Raw genomic sequence first — 18,173 nt, 5'->3', positions numbered from 1 at the left:
GGGAAACGGCCTGCCGGGAGCGGGTAGCTCCGCCCGAGGGCTGACAGGCCGGGTGGCCGCAGGTGCGGCCATAAAACTGGCCGGAAGCGCCCGGTAAGGCGCTTCCGACACCGTCGTCAGCCGATGGTCATCAGGCTGGCGTTGCCGCCCGCAGCGGCGGTGTTGACGCTCAGCGCGCGCTCGATCAGCAGTCGTTCCAGCGGGATGTCGGTCTCCCCGCGATTCAGCCCGGTGACGCCAACGATAGCGCCCTTGCGCTGGCTGGCCTGCTCGCAGACAGCACGCAGCTGGTCGGAATCGCCGTGGTGCAGGATCGCGTCGAACACCTTGTCGGTCGCGCTCCAGTCAGCCACCAGCTCGATGCGCTGGGCGACTTCCTTCGGCAGTTCCTTGACCACGGCAGCGTTGGACTCGGCCACCAGCGGGCGGCTGCCGACGCTGAGCACGGCGGCCAGCTGGGCCAGCAGGTCGGCACGGTCTTCCGCCAGGCACAGCACGTGCTCGCGCGGCAGCAGGGTGTAAGTGTTGCGCTCTCCGGTCGGGCCGGTGAGCACCTGCTGGGTGAAGCTCTGCGCCAGTTCGCCGTAGCCGCCGAGCAGGGTCGCCAGGGCGGTGTCCTTCTGCCCTGCCCACTTGGTCAGTGCGTCCACGGCCTGCTGGGCATCCTTCGGACGCGGCAGTGCCTGGGCGCCGTCGCCCTTGAGCTGGTTGGCCACCGCATCCTGCGGGCGGGTCGACAGCAGCCGGTACAGGTACAGCGGGCCGCCGGCCTTCGGACCGGTGCCGGACAGGCCTTCACCCCCGAAGGGCTGCACGCCGACCACGGCGCCGACCACGTTGCGGTTCACGTAGAGGTTGCCGACATGGGCGGTACCGACGACCTGAGCGATGGTCTCGTCGATGCGGGTATGCACGCCCAGGGTCAGGCCGTAGCCGGATTCGTTGATCTGTGCGAGCAACTGGCCCAGGTCGGCGCGCTGGTAGCGCACCACGTGCAGCACCGGGCCGAAGATTTCGCGCTTGAGCTCGCTGAAGCTGTCCAGCTCGATCAGGGTCGGCACCACGAAGGTGCCGCGCTTGATTTCCTCGGCGTCCACGCGGGCGCTCTGGAACACCTTGCGGCCTTTGTCGCGCATCGTCTGGATGTGCTTGTCGATGTTGCCCTTGGCTTCCTCGTCGATCACCGGACCGATGTCGGTGTGCAGGCGCTCCGGCGCACCGACGCGGTACTCGGCCATGGCGCCCTTGAGCATCTGCACCACGCGGTCGGCGGCATCTTCCTGCACGCACAGCACACGCAACGCGGAGCAGCGCTGGCCGGCACTGTCGAAGGCGGAGTTGACCACGTCCACCACCACCTGCTCGGCCAGCGCCGAGGAGTCGACGATCATCGCGTTGAGGCCGCCGGTTTCGGCGATCAGCGGGATGGTGCGGCCCTGGGCGTCGAGGCGGCCGGCGATGTTGCGCTGGAGAATGCCGGCCACTTCGGTGGAGCCAGTGAACATCACGCCACGCACGCGCTCGTCGCCTACCAGGCGGGCGCCAACGGTTTCACCACGGCCCGGCAGCAGCTGCACGGCACCAGCGGGGACGCCGGCTTCGAGCAGGATGCGCACGGCTTGCGCGGCGATCAGCGGAGTCTGCTCGGCGGGCTTGGCCAGCACGGTGTTGCCGGCGGCCAGGGCGGCGGCCACCTGGCCGCTGAAGATCGCCAGCGGGAAGTTCCACGGGCTGATGCAGACCACCGGGCCCAGCGGGCGGTGGCTGTCGTTGGCGAAGTGGGTGCTGGCCTGGGCGCCGTAGTAGCGCAGGAAGTCCACCGCCTCGCGCACTTCGGCGATGGCGTTGGCGAAGGTCTTGCCCGATTCGCGCACCAGTACGCCCATCAGCGACTGGATCTCGGCCTCCATCAGGTCGGCGGCGCGCTGCAGGATGGCACCGCGCTCGGCTGGCTGGGTCGACTGCCAGATCTGCGCGCTGGACAGCGCGCCGAGGATCGCATTGTTGACGTCGGCTTCGCTGGCTTCACGCACGTGACCGACCACGTCGCGCAGGTCGGCTGGGTTGCGCACCGGTTGCGCCTCGCCCGGCACGGCGTCGGCCAGGCCCAGCATCGGCTCGGCGACGTAGACGGTGTTGGTGCTCGACAGCAGCGCCGAGGACAGCGAACCCAGGCGGTGCTCGTTGGCCAGGTCGATGCCGGCGGAGTTCAGCCGGGAGTCGCCATAGAGGTCGCGCGGCAGCGCAATGCGCGGGTGGGGCAGGCCCAGGGCGCCTTCCTGCGCAGCCATCTGCTCGACCTGCAGCACCGGGTCCAGCACCAGGTCCTGCAGCGAGATGCTGTGGTCGGCGATGCGGTTGACGAAGGAGGTGTTGGCGCCGTTTTCCAGCAGGCGGCGAACGAGGTACGCCAGCAGGGTTTCATGGCTGCCAACCGGGGCGTAGATGCGGCACGGACGGTTGAACTTGCCGTCGGCGACCTTGCCCACTACCTGCTCGTAGAGCGGCTCGCCCATGCCGTGCAGGCACTGGAACTCGTACTGGCCCGGGTAGTAGTTCTGCCCGGCCAGCTGGTAGATGGCCGACAGCGAGTGGGCGTTGTGGGTGGCGAACTGCGGGTAGATGGATTCCGGCACGGCCAGCAGCTTGCGCGCGCAGGCCAGGTACGACACGTCGGTGTACGGTTTGCGGGTGTAGACCGGGTAGCCTTCCAGGCCGTTGACCTGGGCCAGCTTGATCTCGCTGTCCCAGTAGGCGCCCTTCACCAGACGGATCATCAGGCGGTGGCGGCTGCGCTTGGCCAGGTCGATCACGTAGTCGATCACGTACGGGCAGCGCTTCTGGTAGGCCTGGATGACGAAGCCGATACCGTTCCAGCCGGCCAGCGACGGCTCGAAGCACAGGCGCTCGAGCAGGTCGAGGGAGATTTCCAGGCGGTCGGCTTCCTCGGCGTCGATGTTGATGCCGATGTCGTAGTCGCGGGCCATCTTCACCAGGCCGAGCACGGTCGGGTACAGCTCGTCCATCACGCGGTCGTACTGCGCGCGGCTGTAGCGCGGGTGCAGGGCGGAGAGCTTGATCGAGATGCCCGGGCCTTCGTAGATACCACGGCCATGGGAAGCCTTGCCGATGGCATGGATGGCCTGCTCGTAGGAGGCCAGGTAGCGCTTGGCATCCTCGTCGGTCAGCGCGGCCTCGCCGAGCATGTCGTAGGAGTAACGGAAGCCGCGGGATTCCATGTTCGCCGCATTGGCCAGGGCCTCGGCAATGGTCTCGCCGGTGACGAACTGCTCGCCCATCAGGCGCATGGCCATGTCCACGCCCTTGCGGATCAACGGCTCGCCAGACTTGCCGATGATGCGGTTGAGCGACGAGGACATGCCGGCTTCGGTGTGGGTCGCCACCAGCTTGCCGGTGATCAGCAGGCCCCAGGAGGCGGCGTTGACGAACATCGACGGGCTCTGGCCGAGGTGCTGGCTCCAGTTGCCGTTGCTGATCTTGTCGCGGATCAGCGCATCACGGGTGGCCTTGTCCGGGATGCGCAGCAGCGCCTCGGCCAGGCACATCAGCGCTACGCCTTCCTGAGAAGACAGCGAGAACTCCTGCAGCAGGCCCTGCACCAGGCCCTGGCGGCCGCCGGCGTTCTTCTGGTTGCGCAGCTTCTCGGCGATGCCCAGCGCCATCTTGCTGGCGGCGCCGGCCTGCTCTTTCGGCAGGCGGGCCAGGTCCAGCAGCATCGGCAATGCCTCGGTTTCCGGGCGGCGGTAGGCGGCAGTAATGGCCGCACGCAGCACGGACTGCGGCAGGATGCTTTCGGCGAAATCGAGGAAGACCTGCAGCCCTTGTTCGTTCAGCGCGTCCAGCGACTCCTCGCCCGCCGCCGCGGCCAGGCCGGATTGCTCGGCCGGGGTCAGCCCGCCTTCCACCTGCTCCAGGTAGGAGAAGATGGCCTGCTTGATCAGCCAGTGCGGGGTACGGTCGAGTTGCTGGGCTGCCAGCTTGAGGCGCTCGCGGGTGGCATCGTCGAGCTTCACGCCAAGGGTGGTGGTGGCCATGGGGCTTCCTGTTGTTAGAAGGTGTGCCTGAAAACGGCGCAAGGTTATACCGCCGAATCCCAAGGTGCAACCAGGTGCAACCCAATAAAAACAAGCCTTTGGTCGTACGCGCAGATCCGGTGCAACCGGTGACATTTCCCACACACGGCGCTACCAAACGGAGCACGGCCACGGGCTCGCCCGGCTGCAGGCCGCAAGGGCCGGCTGGGCGACAGGAGGAAAGCAGTGTTCGTGCCAGAGATGGAAAAGGTGCAACCCGGCGCAGGGTGGTGCGGCCAGGCATAGGAACGGGCTCTGTCCGCGATCAGATTTATCTCCGCGCCTGACCTGCCAATGGAGTTGCCGGTGCGACATCGCGGACGGAGTCCGCTCCTACGCAAATGGATGTTTCTACGCCGTTCCGTAGGGCGCATAACCCGGAACGGGTTATCCACCGATTGCCACCACGGCGGGAACGGGAGTTACAGGGAGATTCCGGCCACCATCGCCTGCCGACGATTCGCGGAGAAGCTCCGCTCCTACAAGAGCCTGCACACCGATTTGCCTTTGGCTTTGGCTTTGGCTGTGAAGGCTTCCAGAAAAAAATCTCCGAGCACTCCGAACGGCCCCGTTCAGGAGGCCTCGTTGAATTGGGATTTCAGGGGTTGAGCGACATGGATGTCGCGAGAGCTGCGATGGGCCAGGGATGGCCCTTCGCAGGGGGACGCCTAGTTCGTGCCCCTGAAATTTCAATTCAACGAGGGAATTTTTCGCCTAAGCGAAAAACCGGATGTCCGGGGCCAGACTTTTTGGTTCCTTTTGTGGCGTTTGACAAAAGGGACTCGCCCGAGGGGGCGAAACAGAAAGCCCGCGCGCACGCCGAAGCGGCGCAGAAACACGAACGACAACGCAGGCAACGCCAACGGCGGATAACGCTGGCGCGTTATGCGCCCTACRGTCTGTGCCGTGCGGTTCGCGAGCAAGCTCGCTCCTACGAAGAGCGTGCGGCGGCCCGGCGGTAGGAGCGGACCTTGTCCGCGAAATCCATCGCGGCGGATAGGGAAGTCACAGGGATATTCCGCCAACCATCGCCTGCCGGCGATTCGCGGAGAAGCTCCGCTCCTACAAGAGCGATCGCTGCAGAGTCAGACCTCACTCCATCGGCAGATAAACACAGAACTCCGCCCCCTGCCCCGGCTCGCTGCGCACCTCGATGCGTCCGCCGTGGGCCTGGATGATCTGTTCGGAGATGTACAGCCCCAACCCCAACCCGGCGACGCGGGCCGCGCCGGCGCCGCGTTCGAACTGCTGGAAGATGCGCCGCTGTTCCTCAATACCTATGCCATCGCCATGATCACGCACGCACAGCCGTGCCTGGCCTTCGTGCTCCGCCACGCGGACCTCCACCGGCTGCCCCGGTCCGTAGCGCAGGGCGTTGCTGACCAGGTTGCTGATCACCTGCTCGACGCGGTACGCGTCCCACACCCCGGCGATCAGCTCGGGCGCTTCCAGGCTCAGCTCGCAACCGGCGGCCTGGGCCTGCACGGCGAAGTTGCCCAGCACGCGGCGGGCGATGTCGGCGAGGTTGGCCGGTTCCGGGCGGATCGACAGCTTGCCGGTGCGGATGCGCGAGACGTCGAGCATGTCCTCGATCAGCCGGTTGAGGCCGTCCAGCTGGCGTTCGTCGCGCTCGAAGAGCACACCCAGGCGCTCCTTCGCGAAGTGCTCCAGTTTGCCCTTGGACAGGTACAGGCGGCGCAGCTGGGTATCGAGCATCAGGCCGTTGAGCGGCGTGCGCAGTTCGTGGGAGACGATGGACATGAAGTCATCGCGCATCTTCACCGCGCGCTGCAGCTCGACCTGGGTCTCGCGCAGCTCGGCGAGCAGCGCGTCCTGTTCGGCGCGCGCCTGCTCCAGGGCTTCCAGTTGCCGGGCCAGCACCTTGCGCTGGCGGTAGAGGTCGACGAAGACGTTGACCTTGCTGCGCACCGCATGGTTGTCCAGCGGCTTGTAGAGGAAGTCCACCGCGCCGCTTTCATAGCCCTTGAACGCGTAGTTCTGCTCGCGCCCAGCGGCGGTGACGAAGACGATGGGGATGTTCTTGGTGCGCTCGGTGCCGCGCATCAGCTCGGCCAGGGCGAAACCGTCCATGCCGGGCATCTGCACATCGAGCAGCGCCAGGGCGAACTCGTGTTCCAGCAGCAGCGACAGCGCTTCGTCCGCCGAGGAGGCCTTGTACACCTCGCGTCCCTCGCCCTTGATCAACGCCTCCAGCGCCAGCAGGTTCTCCGGCAGGTCGTCGACGATCAGCAGCTTGCTTCCCTGGTTACTTAGCATTATTGGAATCCAGATGTGAGCCCAGGCGGGCCAGCAGCGCGTGAATCTCGCGCAGGGGAAGAATATGGTCCGGGGCGTGCAGTGCAATCGCCGCCTCCGGCATGGTGGACACGGCGGCTTCGGCCGGGTCCTGGACGATGCTCAAACCGCCCTCGCGGTGGATGTGCGCCAACCCTTCGGCGCCATCCTGGTTGGCCCCGGTCAGGAGGATGCCCGCCAGTTCGTCGCGGTAGGCATCCGCTGCCGTGTCGAAAAGGATGTCGATCGACGGCCGGGAGAAGTTCCGCGGCGCCTCGCGGCTCAGGGCAAAACTGCGGTCGCGCTCGATGGACAGGTGATAGCCGGCGGCGGCGAAGTACAACGTGCCAGCTTCCAGCGGCGCCTTGTCGCGCGCTTCCTGCACCGGAATCAGCAGGCGCCGGGCGAACAGGTCGACCAGCTGGCTCTCATGGTTCTCCGGCAGATGCAGCACCGCCACCATGGGCAGGCGGAAGTCCGCCGGCAACCCGCCGAAAAGCTGGAACAGCGCGTCCACGCCGCCTGCTGAGGCGCCGATGACCACGGCCTCGACCCTCCTCTGCGCGTTCATCGCTTGCGGAACACCCGTTCGCGACGGTTCACCACCTCGAACTCGGAAGCGAAATCGGTGAAGTCCAGGCTCTCCTTGCTACCCAACCCGAGGAAGCCTCGGTGGCACAGCGATTCGTGGAACAGGCCGATGGCGCGGTTCTGCAGCTGGCGGTTGAAGTAGATCAGCACGTTGCGGCAGGACACCAGGTGCGTCTCGGAGAACACACTGTCGGTGGCCAGGCTGTGGTCGGCGAAGGTCACGTTGGCGCGCAGCATCTTGTCGAACAGCGCGCCGTCGTAGGCGGCGGTGTAGTAGTCCGAGAGCGAGCCCTTGCCGCCGGCGGCGCGGTAGTTCTCGCTGGCCTGGGCCAGGTCGTCTACCGCGTAGATGCCGCGCCGCGCCTGTTCCAGCGAGCGCGGGTTGATGTCGGTGGCGTAGATCAGCGTGCGCTCCAGCAGGCCTTCCTCGTGCAGCAGGATGGCCAGCGAATGCACCTCTTCACCGGTGCTGCAACCCGCCACCCACAGCCGCAGCGACGGATAGGTGCGCAGCACCGGCACCACTTCCTGGCGCAGCGCGAGGAAGTAGCTGGGGTCGCGGAACATCTCGCTCACCGAGATGGTGAGGTACTGCAGCAGCTCATGGAACGCGTGCGGTTCGTGCAGGATGCGCTCCTGCAGCGCCGAGATGCTGCTGCACTCGAACAGCTTGGTGGCATGCAGCACGCGGCGCTTGAGCGAGGTGCCGGAGTAGTCCCGGAAGTCGTAGCTGTACTTCAGGTAGATCGCCTCGATGAGGAGGCGCAGCTCGATGTCCTGGCTGCGATCAGGCATTTCAGATGCGCTCCAGCTTGGGTAGCCATACCCGGATCAGGGAGAACAGGCGGTCCAGGTCGATGGGCTTGGCCAGGTAGTCGTTGGCACCGGCGCGCAGGCACAGCTCGTGGTCGTCCTTCATCGCCTTGGCGGTCACCGCGAGGATCGGCAGCTTCTTCCAGCGCGCGTCCTGGCGGATCAGGCGGGTCGCCTCGTAGCCGTCCATCTCCGGCATCATCACGTCCATCAGCACCAGGTCGATGTCGCCGACCTGGGCCAGCTTCTCGATGGCCTCGCGGCCGTTGCGCGCCACTTCCACGCGGGCGCCCTTGTGCTCCAGGGCGCTGGTGAGGGCGAAGATGTTGCGCACGTCGTCGTCCACCAGCAGGATGCGCCGCTCCTCGAAGGCGCGGTCGCGGTTGCGCGAGGTGCGCAGCATGCGCTGGCGCTCGCTGGACAGCTGCGATTCGACCTTGTGCAGGAACAGCGTCACCTCGTCGAGCAGGCGCTCCGGCGAGCGCGCGCCCTTGATGATGATCGAGCGCGAGTACTTGAGCAGCTCGGTTTCCTCGTCGCGGGTGAGGTTGCGCCCGGTGTAGACGATCACCGGCGGGAACGAGCAGATGTCCTCCTCGCCCATGCGCCGCAGCAGTTCGTTGCCCTGCATGTCCGGCAGCTTGAGGTCGATGATCATGCAGTCGTAGATATTGCGTCGCAGCAGTTCCAGGGCCTGCTCGCCCTGTTCCACCGCGGTGATCTCGATGTCGTCGTCGCCGATCAGGCGCGAGACGCTGTCGCGCTGCAGCGGGTCGTCTTCCACCAGCAGGATGCGTTTGACCTCCTGGGTCAGCTTGGCCTCCAGCTTGCTGAACACTTCGCGCAACTGGTCGCGGCTGGTGGGCTTGAGCGCATAGCCGATGGCCCCCAGGTGCAGCGCCGCCTCGCTGCGGTCCTCCACCGAGACCACGTGCACCGGCACGTGACGGGTGCGCGGGTTGGCCTTCAGGCGCTGCAGCACAGCGAGGCCGGATTCGTCGGGCAGGTGCATATCCAGCAGGATGGCGTCGGGGCCGTGTTCGTCGGCCAGGCGCAGGCCTTCCTCGGCGCCCATGGCCACCAGGCAGCGGTAGCCCAGCTCGCGGGCCAGGTCATAGAGGATGCGGGCGAACTTCGGTTCGTCCTCCACCACCAGCACACAGCGCTGACCGACGTTGAGCTGCTCACGGTCGTCGGCAAACGCCGCCGCCACTGGCGCGCGCACCACCGGCGGCAGCACCGGAGCCGGCGCCAGGGCGACGACCGGCGCAGGGGCGCTGACCACTTCTTCCGGCGGCGCCTGGTAATTGAGCGGCAGCAGCAGGCTGAACACGCTGCCCTTGCCCGGCTGGCTGCTGACGATGATGCTGCCACCCAGCAGGTGCGCCAGGTCGCGGGAGATCGACAGGCCCAGGCCGGTGCCGCCGTAGCGGCGGTTGGTGGCGCCGTCGGCCTGCTGGAAGGCTTCGAAGATGCGCGCCAGCTGGTCTTCGGCGATACCTATGCCGCTGTCACGCACGTCGAAGCGCAGCCCTTCGGGCGCACCGCTCACGCGCAGGGCGACTTCGCCGGCGTCGGTGAACTTGAAGGCGTTGGACAGCAGGTTCTTGAGGATCTGTTCGATCCGCTGGCGGTCGCTGAACAGCATCGCCGGCGTATTCTCGGCCACTTCGACGGCGAAGCGCAGGCCCTTGTCGTCGGCCTGCGGCCGGAACAGCCCTTCCACCCCTTCCACCAGGCGCCGCACGCTGGCGTTCTCCGGGCGCACTTCGAGCTTGCCGGCCTCGACCTTGGAGATATCGAGGATGTCGTTGATCAGGTTGAGCAGGTCGTTGCCGGCGCCGTAGATCGACTCGGCGAATTTCACCTGCTCCTCGTCGAGGTTGCCCTGCTCGTTGTCCGCCAGCAGGCGCGCCAGGATCAGCGAGCTGTTGAGCGGCGTGCGCAGCTCGTGGGACATGTTGGCGAGGAACTCGGACTTGTAGCGGCTGGCGCGCTGCAGGTCGTCGGCACGGCCCTGCAGGTCCAGGCGCGCCTGGTTCAGCTCGGTGTTCTTGCCGTCGAGGTCATCTCGCTGGGCGGCCAGTTCCTGGGTCTGCTCGGCCAGACGCTCGTTGGTCTGTTCCAGCTCCGCCTGCTGGGCTTCCAGGTGCGCCTGGGACTCCTTGAGCACCCGCGACTGCTCCTCCAGCTCCTCGTTGGCGGTCTTCAGCTCTTCCTGCTGTACCTGCAGCTCTTCGTTGAGCTGCTGGGTTTCCGCCAGCAGGTCCTGCTGGCGCTGGCGATGCTGGGCGGAAGCGATGGCGCTGCCGAGGGTCTCGCCGACGTTCTGCAGGAAGGCCTGGTCGCGCTCCTCCAGCTCGCGCAGGAAGCCCAGTTCCAGCACGCCGACCACGCCGCCGTCGTTGATCAGCGGCAACAGCGCCACGCTGACCGGCTGGCCGTTGCCCAGCGCCGAATTGACCTTCAGGTAATCCGGCGGCAGCCCTTCTACCACGCGTAGCTTGCGCTGGCGTGCGGCCTGGGCGATCAGGCTTTCGTCGGGAGCGAAGTAGTCCTCGCCCAGGACCTCGCTGGCAAAGCCGAAGGAGCCGGACAGGCGCAGGCCGCCACGGTCGTCACGCACATAGAGCGCGCCCACCGGCGAGGCGACGAAGTCGCCAAGGAAGTCCATCAGGCTGCGCCCCAGGGTCGTCAGCGACTGCTGGCCGATCAGTTGCTCGCCCAGCCGGCTCTGGCCGTCACGCAGCCAGGCCTGGCGCGCCAGGGTTTCATTGTGCAGCACCTGGCGGCGCAGGGATTCGGCGTAGGACTCGGACAGGCTGACCAGCTGGCGGCGGCCGAAATAGGCCAGCAGCGTACCGACCACGAGGCTGAACAGCAGATAGAGCACCACCACCCCGGTGGAGAGGCTGGAAGCGAACTGGTTGCGGTCGTGGCGCAGCTGCTGCTCGGTGTTGATCAGCGAGGTGTACTGCGCACGGATCGCATCCATCATGCTTTTGCCACGCCCGGCCTTTATGGCGTCGGAGGTGTCCTGGCCCTGGCGGCGCTGCTCGATCATCTGCTGGGCGAAGGCCATCCACTCGTCCTGCATCGAGGTCAGGCGCCCTACCCGCTCGACCTGCGGCGGGTTGTCCGCGACCAGCTCGGCCAGGCTCTTGAGCCCGGAATTGATCCGCGGCCGCGCCTGCTCCAAGGGTTCGAGGAAGCCCGGATCACCGGTAATCAGGAAGCCGCGCAGGCCGCTCTCCTGGTCCACGCTCAGGCGCTGCATCTCGTTGGCGCTGGAGATCACCCGGTCGGTGTGCTCGACCCAGCCAAGCACGTCGAGCATGTAGAGGATCAGGCCGATGAACAGCACTGCGCCGAGCAGGCAGATGCCCAGCGGCAGCGCCATGTTGCGCGCCAGGATGCGGCGGAAGGCGCTCTCGTCGGCGACGGCTTTCTGGTTCCCCTGGTTCATCCAAAGTATTCCTGATGGCGGCTCTTTCCGGGCACCGTCGCGCAGCGGACGGAAAATCGACAGAAGCCAGATAAGTATTTGAAGTTATTGTAAGAACGATCTGAAAACAGCCGAAATAATAACGCGAAGTATTGTAGGCTACACATCAGCTGGCGAGTTGACATCCACTCTTTCGGGACGTTCGAACTATTTACGGCTGAGCGCAGGAGAAAAGTGGAATTATCTCCAGCCGCGCCTTTCCAACGTCGACAAGGAACAGAAGATCAATCGGTCGCAGGGGCTGCTCGATGCCAAGCTCACCGGGGGAAACCCCAACGTCGCCAGGCGAATTCCTCAATAGCAGCAGTGCCATGGCGCCGCTGATTCGCCAGCACGACTGGGCCGCCACTCCGCTTGGGCCGATGGAACAATGGCCCGTCACCCTCAAGGGGATTCTCGAGGTCGGCCTCAATTCCAAGCTGCCGGTGTGCATCTACTGGGGCCCGGAATTCATCCTGCTGTACAACGACGCCTGGAGCGTCATTCCCGGCGACAAGCATCCTGGCTGCCTGGGCCAGCCGGCGAGCGTCGCATGGTCGGACATCTGGTCGATCATCGACCCCATGTACAACGGCATCCTGCAGACCGGCGTCGCCGCCCACGAGGAAGATCGCCTGCTGCCCATGGTGCGCTTCGGCTATGTCGAGGAAGCCTACTTCACCTACAACGTCAGCCCGATCTTCGGCCAGGACGGCAAGCCGGTCGGCCTGTTCAACACCGCCGTGGAGACCACCGGCAACGTCATCGGCCAGCGCCGCCAGCGCCTGCTGACGCGCCTCGCCGAGCGCCTGGGGCAGGCCGAGGACAGCGCGCAGATCTGTGACCTCGCCTTCGCCCTGCTGGCCGAAGCCAGCCACGACGTGCCCTTCTGCCTGATCTACCACGCCGGCGCCCTGCTCGGCGCCTGCGGCACCCAGAGCAACGACCGCTTCGCCCCGGCGCAGCTGTCCGCCGACGACGACCCGCTGCACCTGTTCAACGGCCTCAAGGAAGCCCACCAGTCGCCGCTGGGCACCCAGCACGTGCGCGCCTTTGCGCCCTGGCCGGAACTGCTCGACAGCACCTACGCCACGCCGCTGGACGGCCACGCCGACAGCCTGGCGGTGTTCGGCATCAGCCCGCGCCGGCGCCTGGACGAGAACTATGCGGCCTTCTTCAACGAACTGGCCGCCCTGCTCGGCCACGCCCTGGCCAGCGCCGCCCTGCGCGCCGGCGAGCGCCAGGCCCGCGAGGCGGTGCAGGAAGAAATGCGCCAGCGCACCCAGGAGCGCGACCGCGTCTGGGCCGTCAGCCAGGACCTGTTCTGCGTGCTCGACCACGACGGCCGGCTGCGCAGCGTCAACCCGGCCTGGACCAGCCTCCTCGGCTGGAGCGAGGACCAACTGGACGGCCTGAACAGCGAAGAGCTGGTGCACCCCGACGACCTCGCCGCCAGCGTCGACGGCCGCGCGGCACTGGCCCAGGGCGAGCGCCTGCAGCACTTCGAGAACCGCATGCGCCACGCCGATGGCAGCTACCGCTGGATTTCCTGGCACGCCACCGAAGAGAACGGCGTGATCTATGGCTGCGGCCGCGACGTCACCGCACAGAAGCGCGGCGTCGAGTTGCTGGAAGAAGCGCACACCGCCCTGCTCAACGCCCAGCGCATGGAGGCCGTCGGCCAGCTCACCGGCGGCATCGCCCACGACTTCAACAACCTGCTGTCGAGCATCCGCTTCAGCCTCGACCTGATCACCCGCCGCGCGCCGGCCAACGCCCAGCCCGAACTGAGCCACATCCTGCATGCCGCCACCCAGGCCACCGAGCGCGCCGCCGAGCTGACCCACAACCTGCTCGCCTTCGCCCGGCGCCAGGCGCTGGCCATGCACCCGGTGGACCTCGGCCCGCAGCTGCGCGAGTGGCAGGACGAACTGGTCGAACACGCCGGCCCCGAGGTCAGCCTGACCCTGACTCTGATTGATACACAGAGCGTGCTGACCGACCGCGACCAGCTGCACAAGGCGCTGCTCCACCTGGTGGAGAACGCCCGTGACGCCATGCCCGGCGGCGGCCGCCTGGAGATCGGCCTGCAGCGCCAGGAGATCGTCAGCGGCGAGCGCGACCTGCCGGCCGGCGACTATCTCGCCCTTACCCTGCAGGACAGCGGCCAGGGCATGAGCGAGGCGACCCTGGCCCACGTCTTCGACCCCTTCTTCACCACCAAGGGCATCGGCCCCAACAGCGGGCTGGGCCTGTCGATGGTCTACGGCTTCATCAAACAATCCGGCGGGCACATCCACCTGCGCAGCGAGCCCGGCCAGGGCACCTGCGTCACACTCTATTTCCCGAGAGGCAACTCAGTGGTCAGCATTCCCGACGCCCCTACGCCCCCCAATGAACCGGCCCGGCAACAGCTGTGCGTCCTCGTCGTCGAGGACAACGACCTGGTGCGCATGCTCACCGTGGAAGTCCTGGAGGAAATCGGCTACCAGGTGCTGCAGGCCGAGGATGCCGAAGAGGCGCTGCCGATCCTGCAGGGCGACGCCCGCATCGACCTGCTGCTCACCGACGTCGGCCTGCCGGGCATGAACGGCGAGGAACTGGCGGTGGCCGCGCGCGAAGCCCGGCCGCAGCTGCCGATCCTGTTCGCCACCGGCTTTGCCGAGATCGTCCACATTGACGGCAGCGAGCTGGCCACGCGCATGTCGATGATCGCCAAGCCGTTCTCCATCGACGCCCTGCGCGACAAGGTCAACGGCATGCTCGGCCGCAAGGACGGCTGATTCCGCCCCTTACTGACTCAGCAGCAGGCTCAGTGCGGCACGCAGCTTGCCCGGTTTCACCGGCTTGTTCAGCAGCGGCATCCCCAGCCGCTGCAGTGCGCGACGGCAATCGTCGCTGCGGTCGGCGGTGATCATCACCGCCGGCAATTCGCGACGGAAATGTTCGCGCAACCCCCGCACCGCCTCGCAGCCGGTGCGGCCGTGGTCGAGGTGGTAGTCGGCGAGGATCACTTCCGGCGCCTTGCCATCCAGCGTCTTCAGCGCCTCCTCGTAACTCGTCGCCACCAGCACCTCGCAACCCCACTGCCCAAGCAGCGCGGCCATGCTGACCAGGATCGCCTCCTCGTTGTCGATCACCAGCAGACGCCGGCCGGGCAATGGATCACCGGTGACCGGGCGCGGGCCGCTCTCTACCGGGCCGGGCTGCGGCAGGTCGCGCACCAGCGGTACCTCGATGGCAAACACCGAGCCACGCCCCGGCACCGAACGCACCTGCACCCGGCAGCCGAGGATGCCGGCGATGCGGTCGACGATCGCCAGCCCGAGCCCGACACCGCGGCGGTCCGCCGCGCGGCCGGCATCGAGCTGGTTGAATTCGAGGAAGATCGCCTGCAGCTGGTCCGTCGGAATTCCCCGCCCGGTATCCCAGACCTCCAATCGCACGCTGTCGCCACGCCTGCGCGCAGCGAGCATCACGCTGCCGCGTTCGGTGTAGCGGCAGGCGTTGCTGAGGAAGTTGCGCAGGATGCGCGTCAGCAGGCGGTGATCGGTGCGCACCGCCAGCGCCGGAATCCGTGAGCGCAGGCGTAGCCCGGCGGCGCGGGCCACTTCATCGAACTCCGAGACCAGCGGGCCGAGCAGGTCGTCCAGCGGGTGCACATCCAGGTCCGGGCGGATTGCGCTCTGGTCCAGGCGGGCGATTTCCAGCAGGTCGGTGAGCAGGTCCTCGGCGCCTTCCAGCGCCTGGTGCGTACGCTCCACCAGCACCTGCTCGGCATTCGGCAGCTTGCGCTCGCGCAGGGTGGAAACCAGCAGGCGAGCGGCATTCAGCGGTTGCAGCAGGTCGTGGCTGGCGGCGGCGAGGTACTTGTCCTTGCTGTTGTTGGCAGCCTCGGCGGCGTCACGGGCCTCGCGCAGTTGCTGGTTCAAACCCTCCAGCTCGCGGGTACGCGCGGCGACGCGCTGCTCCAGCTCCTCGTTGAGGCTCTGCAGGCGCTGCTGGGCCTGGACGCGCTCGGTGATGTCGGCGACGAAGCCTTCCACCAGCCCGTCTTCGTCGGGCTTGATCAGCAGGTTCATCAGCACGATGACATGGCTGCCGTCGCGGCGGCGCAGGCGCGTCTCGTAGCCGAACAGGCCGTCGCGCTCGCGCAGCAGCGCGCGGATGCGCAGCATCTCCGTCTCGCCGCCGACGAACAGCTGGCTGGCCATGTCCTGCAGGTTGAACAGCACCTGCTGCGGGTCGTCGTAGCCGAGCATCCGCGCCAGCGCCGGGTTGGCGGCGCGCAGGCCGTGGCTCAGGCTGGCCTGGAAGATGCCGTGGACGGCATGCTCGAACAGCCATTTATAGCGGTTGCGCTCGGTTTCCAGCTCATCCAGCCGTGCCACCAGCTCGGGGTAATGGCTCTTGCGCGCAGAATGGCTGCCGAGACCCAGCAGCCCGGCCAGGGCCTGTTGCTGCTGCTCGTCAGAGGGCCTCGCCATACACCACCTCGACATCGCGCAGGCTGGATTCGCGAGGGTTGGTGAGGATGCACGGGTCCTGCATGGCGTGGCGCGAGAGGAACGGAATGTCCGAACTGCCGACGCCGTGCAGGCCGAGGCTCTCGTGGAAGCCGACAGCGTTCTTCAGGGCGATCAGGTGCTCCACCAGGCGCTGGCGGATCTGCGCGTGGGTCATGCCACGGCAATCGATGCCGAAGGTCTCGGCGATCACCTTGAAGCGCTCTGGCGCGGCGCTGTAGTTGAAAGCCACCACGTGCTCCACCAGCACCGCGTTGCACAGCCCGTGTGGCAGGTCGAGGTAGCCACCCAGGCTGTGGGACATGGCGTGAACCGCGCCGAGGATTGCGTTGGAGAACGCCAGACCCGCCTGCATGCTGCCGAGCATGATCTTCTCGCGCAGGGCGATGTCCGCCGGGTTGGCGATCATCTGCACCAGATTGCCGTTGATCAGCCGCATGGCCTCCAGCGCGTGGGGGTCGGTGAGCGGGCCGTTGCCGGTGGACACGAAGGCCTCGATGGCGTGCACCAGGGCGTCGATACCGGTGCAGGCGGAAAGGAACGGGTCCATGGTCAGGGTGGTTTCCGGGTCGATCAGCGACACGTCGGGCACCACCGCCTTGCTGACGATGGAGAACTTCATCCGCTCGTCCTGGTTGGAGATGATCACGAACTGCGAGACGTCCGCCGAGGTGCCGGCGGTGGTGGGAATCAGGATCAGCGGCGGGCTGGGCACGCGCAGGGTGTCGACACCCTCGAATTCGAGGATGTTGCGGCCATGGGCGGCGACGATGCCGATGCCCTTGGCGCAATCCATCGGGCTGCCGCCGCCAACCGCGACTATCACGTTGCAGCCCTCGCTTCGGTAGACGTCGGCGCCGCGCATGACTTCTTCCACGCGCGGGTTGGGTGACACATCGGTATAGCGGCAGAAGGCAATGTCCTGGGCGGCCAGGCTGGCTTCGATATCGGCGACCCAGCCGGCGGCGACTACACCAGGGTCCGACACCACCAGCACCTTGCGGGCGCCGAAGGTTTTCACGTAATTGGCGACATTGTGCCGGCATCCGGCACCGAAAATGATCTCTGGCGAGACGAACTTGCGCAGTTGGCTGAGCTCGTGAGGCATCGTGGGCTCTGTCGTTATTGTTATGGGATATTTCCGGCAGCCTACTGCATCCGTCAGGTATTGCAATGCGACCTTGGCAGACGGTTCAGACAGCCTGCCCCGGCGGAAATCAGCCCGCCAGCAGCGCCTGGTAAAAGCGCCATTCCGCCTCCAGCGCGTGGGCCAGGTTGGCGGCCTGACGGAAGCCGTGGCGCTCCCCGGCGTAGCGGTGAACCTCCACCGGCACGCCGCGCTGGCGCAGGCTGTCGACCATGGCGTCGGTCTGCGCCGGCACCACCACCGCATCCAGCTCGCCCTGGAAGAAGATCATCGGCGCGCGAATGTGCTCGGCGAGCAGCACCGGTGTGCGCTCGCGATAGCGTTCGGTGTCCTGTTGCGGGTCGCCGATCAACCAGTCCAGGTAGTCCGCCTCGAACTTGTGGGTGACTCGCGCCAGCGCCTGCGGGTCGCTGACGCCATACAGGCTGGCGCCGCCGCGCAGGCCCGGCAGCCGCGCCAGGGCCATCAGCGCGCTGTAGCCACCGGCACTGGCGCCGCGCACGAACACGCGCTGGCGGTCGATGCGCCCGGCCTTGGCAAGGCAGTCCAGCGCCGCACCGATGTCCTCCACCTCCACCTGGCCCCAGCCCAGGTGCAGGCGCTCGCGATAGGCGCGGCCGTAGCCGCTGCTGCCGCGATAGTTGATATCCGCCACGGCGAAGCCCCGGCGCGTCCAGAACTGGATGCGCCCATCGAACACCGGGTAGCACGCCGAGGTCGGCCCGCCATGCAGGAACACCACCAGCGGCGGCGCGCTCTGCGTGCCGTGGGGTGGATAGAAGAAGCCATGCCCGCATTCGTCCTCGCCCACCGGGTAATGGAAGGCCTCGCCACGGGACAGTTCGGCCTCCGGCAACGGCCGTTCACCGCCAGCCAGCACCTGGGTAGAGCCGTCTACCCGGCGGATCGCCAGCAACGTCGGCAGGCGATCCGGCGCGGCGGCGATGCAGTAGAAATGCCGCTCATCCGCCGCCAGCGCGCGGAAGCGGCTGTACTCCGGTGCCAGCCGGCGTTCGCCGCCGCGCCCGTCATACAGCACCAGCACGCCGCGCCCCTGTTCGTAACGGGTCGCCAGCAGTTGACCGCGCGGCAACGGCAGGAAGGTGCAGCCGCCCAGCTGCCAGGGTGCGCTGGCGTGGTCGGCGGCAGCGCTGGGAATGACGCCAGGACCTTCGTGTGACGGTGGTCGAGGAAAAACTGCTGCTGGGCGGTGATCCGCGTGG

9 protein-coding genes are annotated in these 18,173 nt (G+C 67.0%); 1 reads left to right on the top strand and 8 read right to left on the bottom strand.

Annotated elements, in window-relative coordinates:
• Positions 1-116: 116 nt before the first annotated feature.
• From putA to QO207_RS28105, 5 genes are all read right to left on the bottom strand, one after another.
• Complete coding sequence (putA, locus tag QO207_RS28125) at positions 117-4,055, bottom strand: trifunctional transcriptional regulator/proline dehydrogenase/L-glutamate gamma-semialdehyde dehydrogenase (RefSeq protein ID WP_301535539.1); 3,939 nt, start codon at positions 4,053-4,055, stop codon at positions 117-119.
• Between the two features lie 1,131 nt (positions 4,056-5,186).
• On the bottom strand, positions 5,187-6,371 hold the full coding sequence (locus tag QO207_RS28120) for a hybrid sensor histidine kinase/response regulator (protein ID WP_301535538.1): 1,185 nt from the start codon (positions 6,369-6,371) through the stop codon (positions 5,187-5,189).
• Entirely contained in the window at positions 6,361-6,960 is a 600-nt protein-coding gene (locus QO207_RS28115; RefSeq protein WP_301535537.1) for a chemotaxis protein CheB, read from the bottom strand. The genes QO207_RS28120 and QO207_RS28115 overlap by 11 nt, the downstream gene beginning before the upstream one ends.
• Positions 6,957-7,775, bottom strand: coding sequence for a protein-glutamate O-methyltransferase CheR (locus QO207_RS28110; protein ID WP_301535536.1), 819 nt, complete (start codon positions 7,773-7,775; stop codon positions 6,957-6,959). Before QO207_RS28110 ends, QO207_RS28115 begins: the two co-directional genes overlap by 4 nt.
• Before the next feature lies 1 nt (position 7,776).
• On the bottom strand, positions 7,777-11,259 hold the full coding sequence (locus QO207_RS28105; RefSeq protein ID WP_301535535.1) for a response regulator: 3,483 nt from the start codon (positions 11,257-11,259) through the stop codon (positions 7,777-7,779).
• 350 nt (positions 11,260-11,609) lie between these two features.
• Between QO207_RS28105 and QO207_RS28100 the strand changes: the two genes are divergently transcribed.
• Entirely contained in the window at positions 11,610-14,060 is a 2,451-nt protein-coding gene (locus QO207_RS28100) for an ATP-binding protein (RefSeq protein WP_301535534.1), read from the top strand.
• A gap of 9 nt (positions 14,061-14,069) precedes the next feature.
• Here the strand turns inward: QO207_RS28100 and QO207_RS28095 are convergent, their stop codons facing one another.
• From QO207_RS28095 to QO207_RS28085, 3 genes are all read right to left on the bottom strand, one after another.
• Entirely contained in the window at positions 14,070-15,764 is a 1,695-nt protein-coding gene (locus QO207_RS28095; protein ID WP_301535533.1) for a NahK/ErcS family hybrid sensor histidine kinase/response regulator, read from the bottom strand.
• Positions 15,748-16,911, bottom strand: coding sequence for an alcohol dehydrogenase-like regulatory protein ErcA (ercA, locus tag QO207_RS28090; protein ID WP_301535532.1), 1,164 nt, complete (start codon positions 16,909-16,911; stop codon positions 15,748-15,750). Before ercA ends, QO207_RS28095 begins: the two co-directional genes overlap by 17 nt.
• Before the next feature lie 109 nt (positions 16,912-17,020).
• Positions 17,021-18,173: S9 family peptidase (locus QO207_RS28085; RefSeq protein ID WP_301535531.1), on the bottom strand; the 1,153-nt coding region annotated here is incomplete at its 5' end.

Origin of the sequence: Pseudomonas sp. CAN1, from assembly GCF_030462585.1 — a bacterium.
GTDB lineage: Bacteria > Pseudomonadota > Gammaproteobacteria > Pseudomonadales > Pseudomonadaceae > Pseudomonas.
Note: the sequence above shows the minus strand (reverse complement) of the source record. Positions and strands in the feature narration are given on the sequence as shown.

Excerpts from the sequence above, each read along its gene's own strand:
- QO207_RS28105 (WP_301535535.1), bottom strand. The coding sequence starts at position 11,259 with ATGAACCAGGGGAACCAGAAAGCCGTCGCCGACGAGAGCGCCTTCCGC.
- ercA (WP_301535532.1), bottom strand. The coding sequence starts at position 16,911 with ATGCCTCACGAGCTCAGCCAACTGCGCAAGTTCGTCTCGCCAGAGATC.
- QO207_RS28100 (WP_301535534.1), top strand. The coding sequence starts at position 11,610 with ATGGCGCCGCTGATTCGCCAGCACGACTGGGCCGCCACTCCGCTTGGG.
- QO207_RS28120 (WP_301535538.1), bottom strand. The coding sequence starts at position 6,371 with ATGCTAAGTAACCAGGGAAGCAAGCTGCTGATCGTCGACGACCTGCCG.
- putA (WP_301535539.1), bottom strand. The coding sequence starts at position 4,055 with ATGGCCACCACCACCCTTGGCGTGAAGCTCGACGATGCCACCCGCGAG.
- QO207_RS28115 (WP_301535537.1), bottom strand. The coding sequence starts at position 6,960 with ATGAACGCGCAGAGGAGGGTCGAGGCCGTGGTCATCGGCGCCTCAGCA.
- QO207_RS28095 (WP_301535533.1), bottom strand. The coding sequence starts at position 15,764 with ATGGCGAGGCCCTCTGACGAGCAGCAGCAACAGGCCCTGGCCGGGCTG.
- QO207_RS28110 (WP_301535536.1), bottom strand. The coding sequence starts at position 7,775 with ATGCCTGATCGCAGCCAGGACATCGAGCTGCGCCTCCTCATCGAGGCG.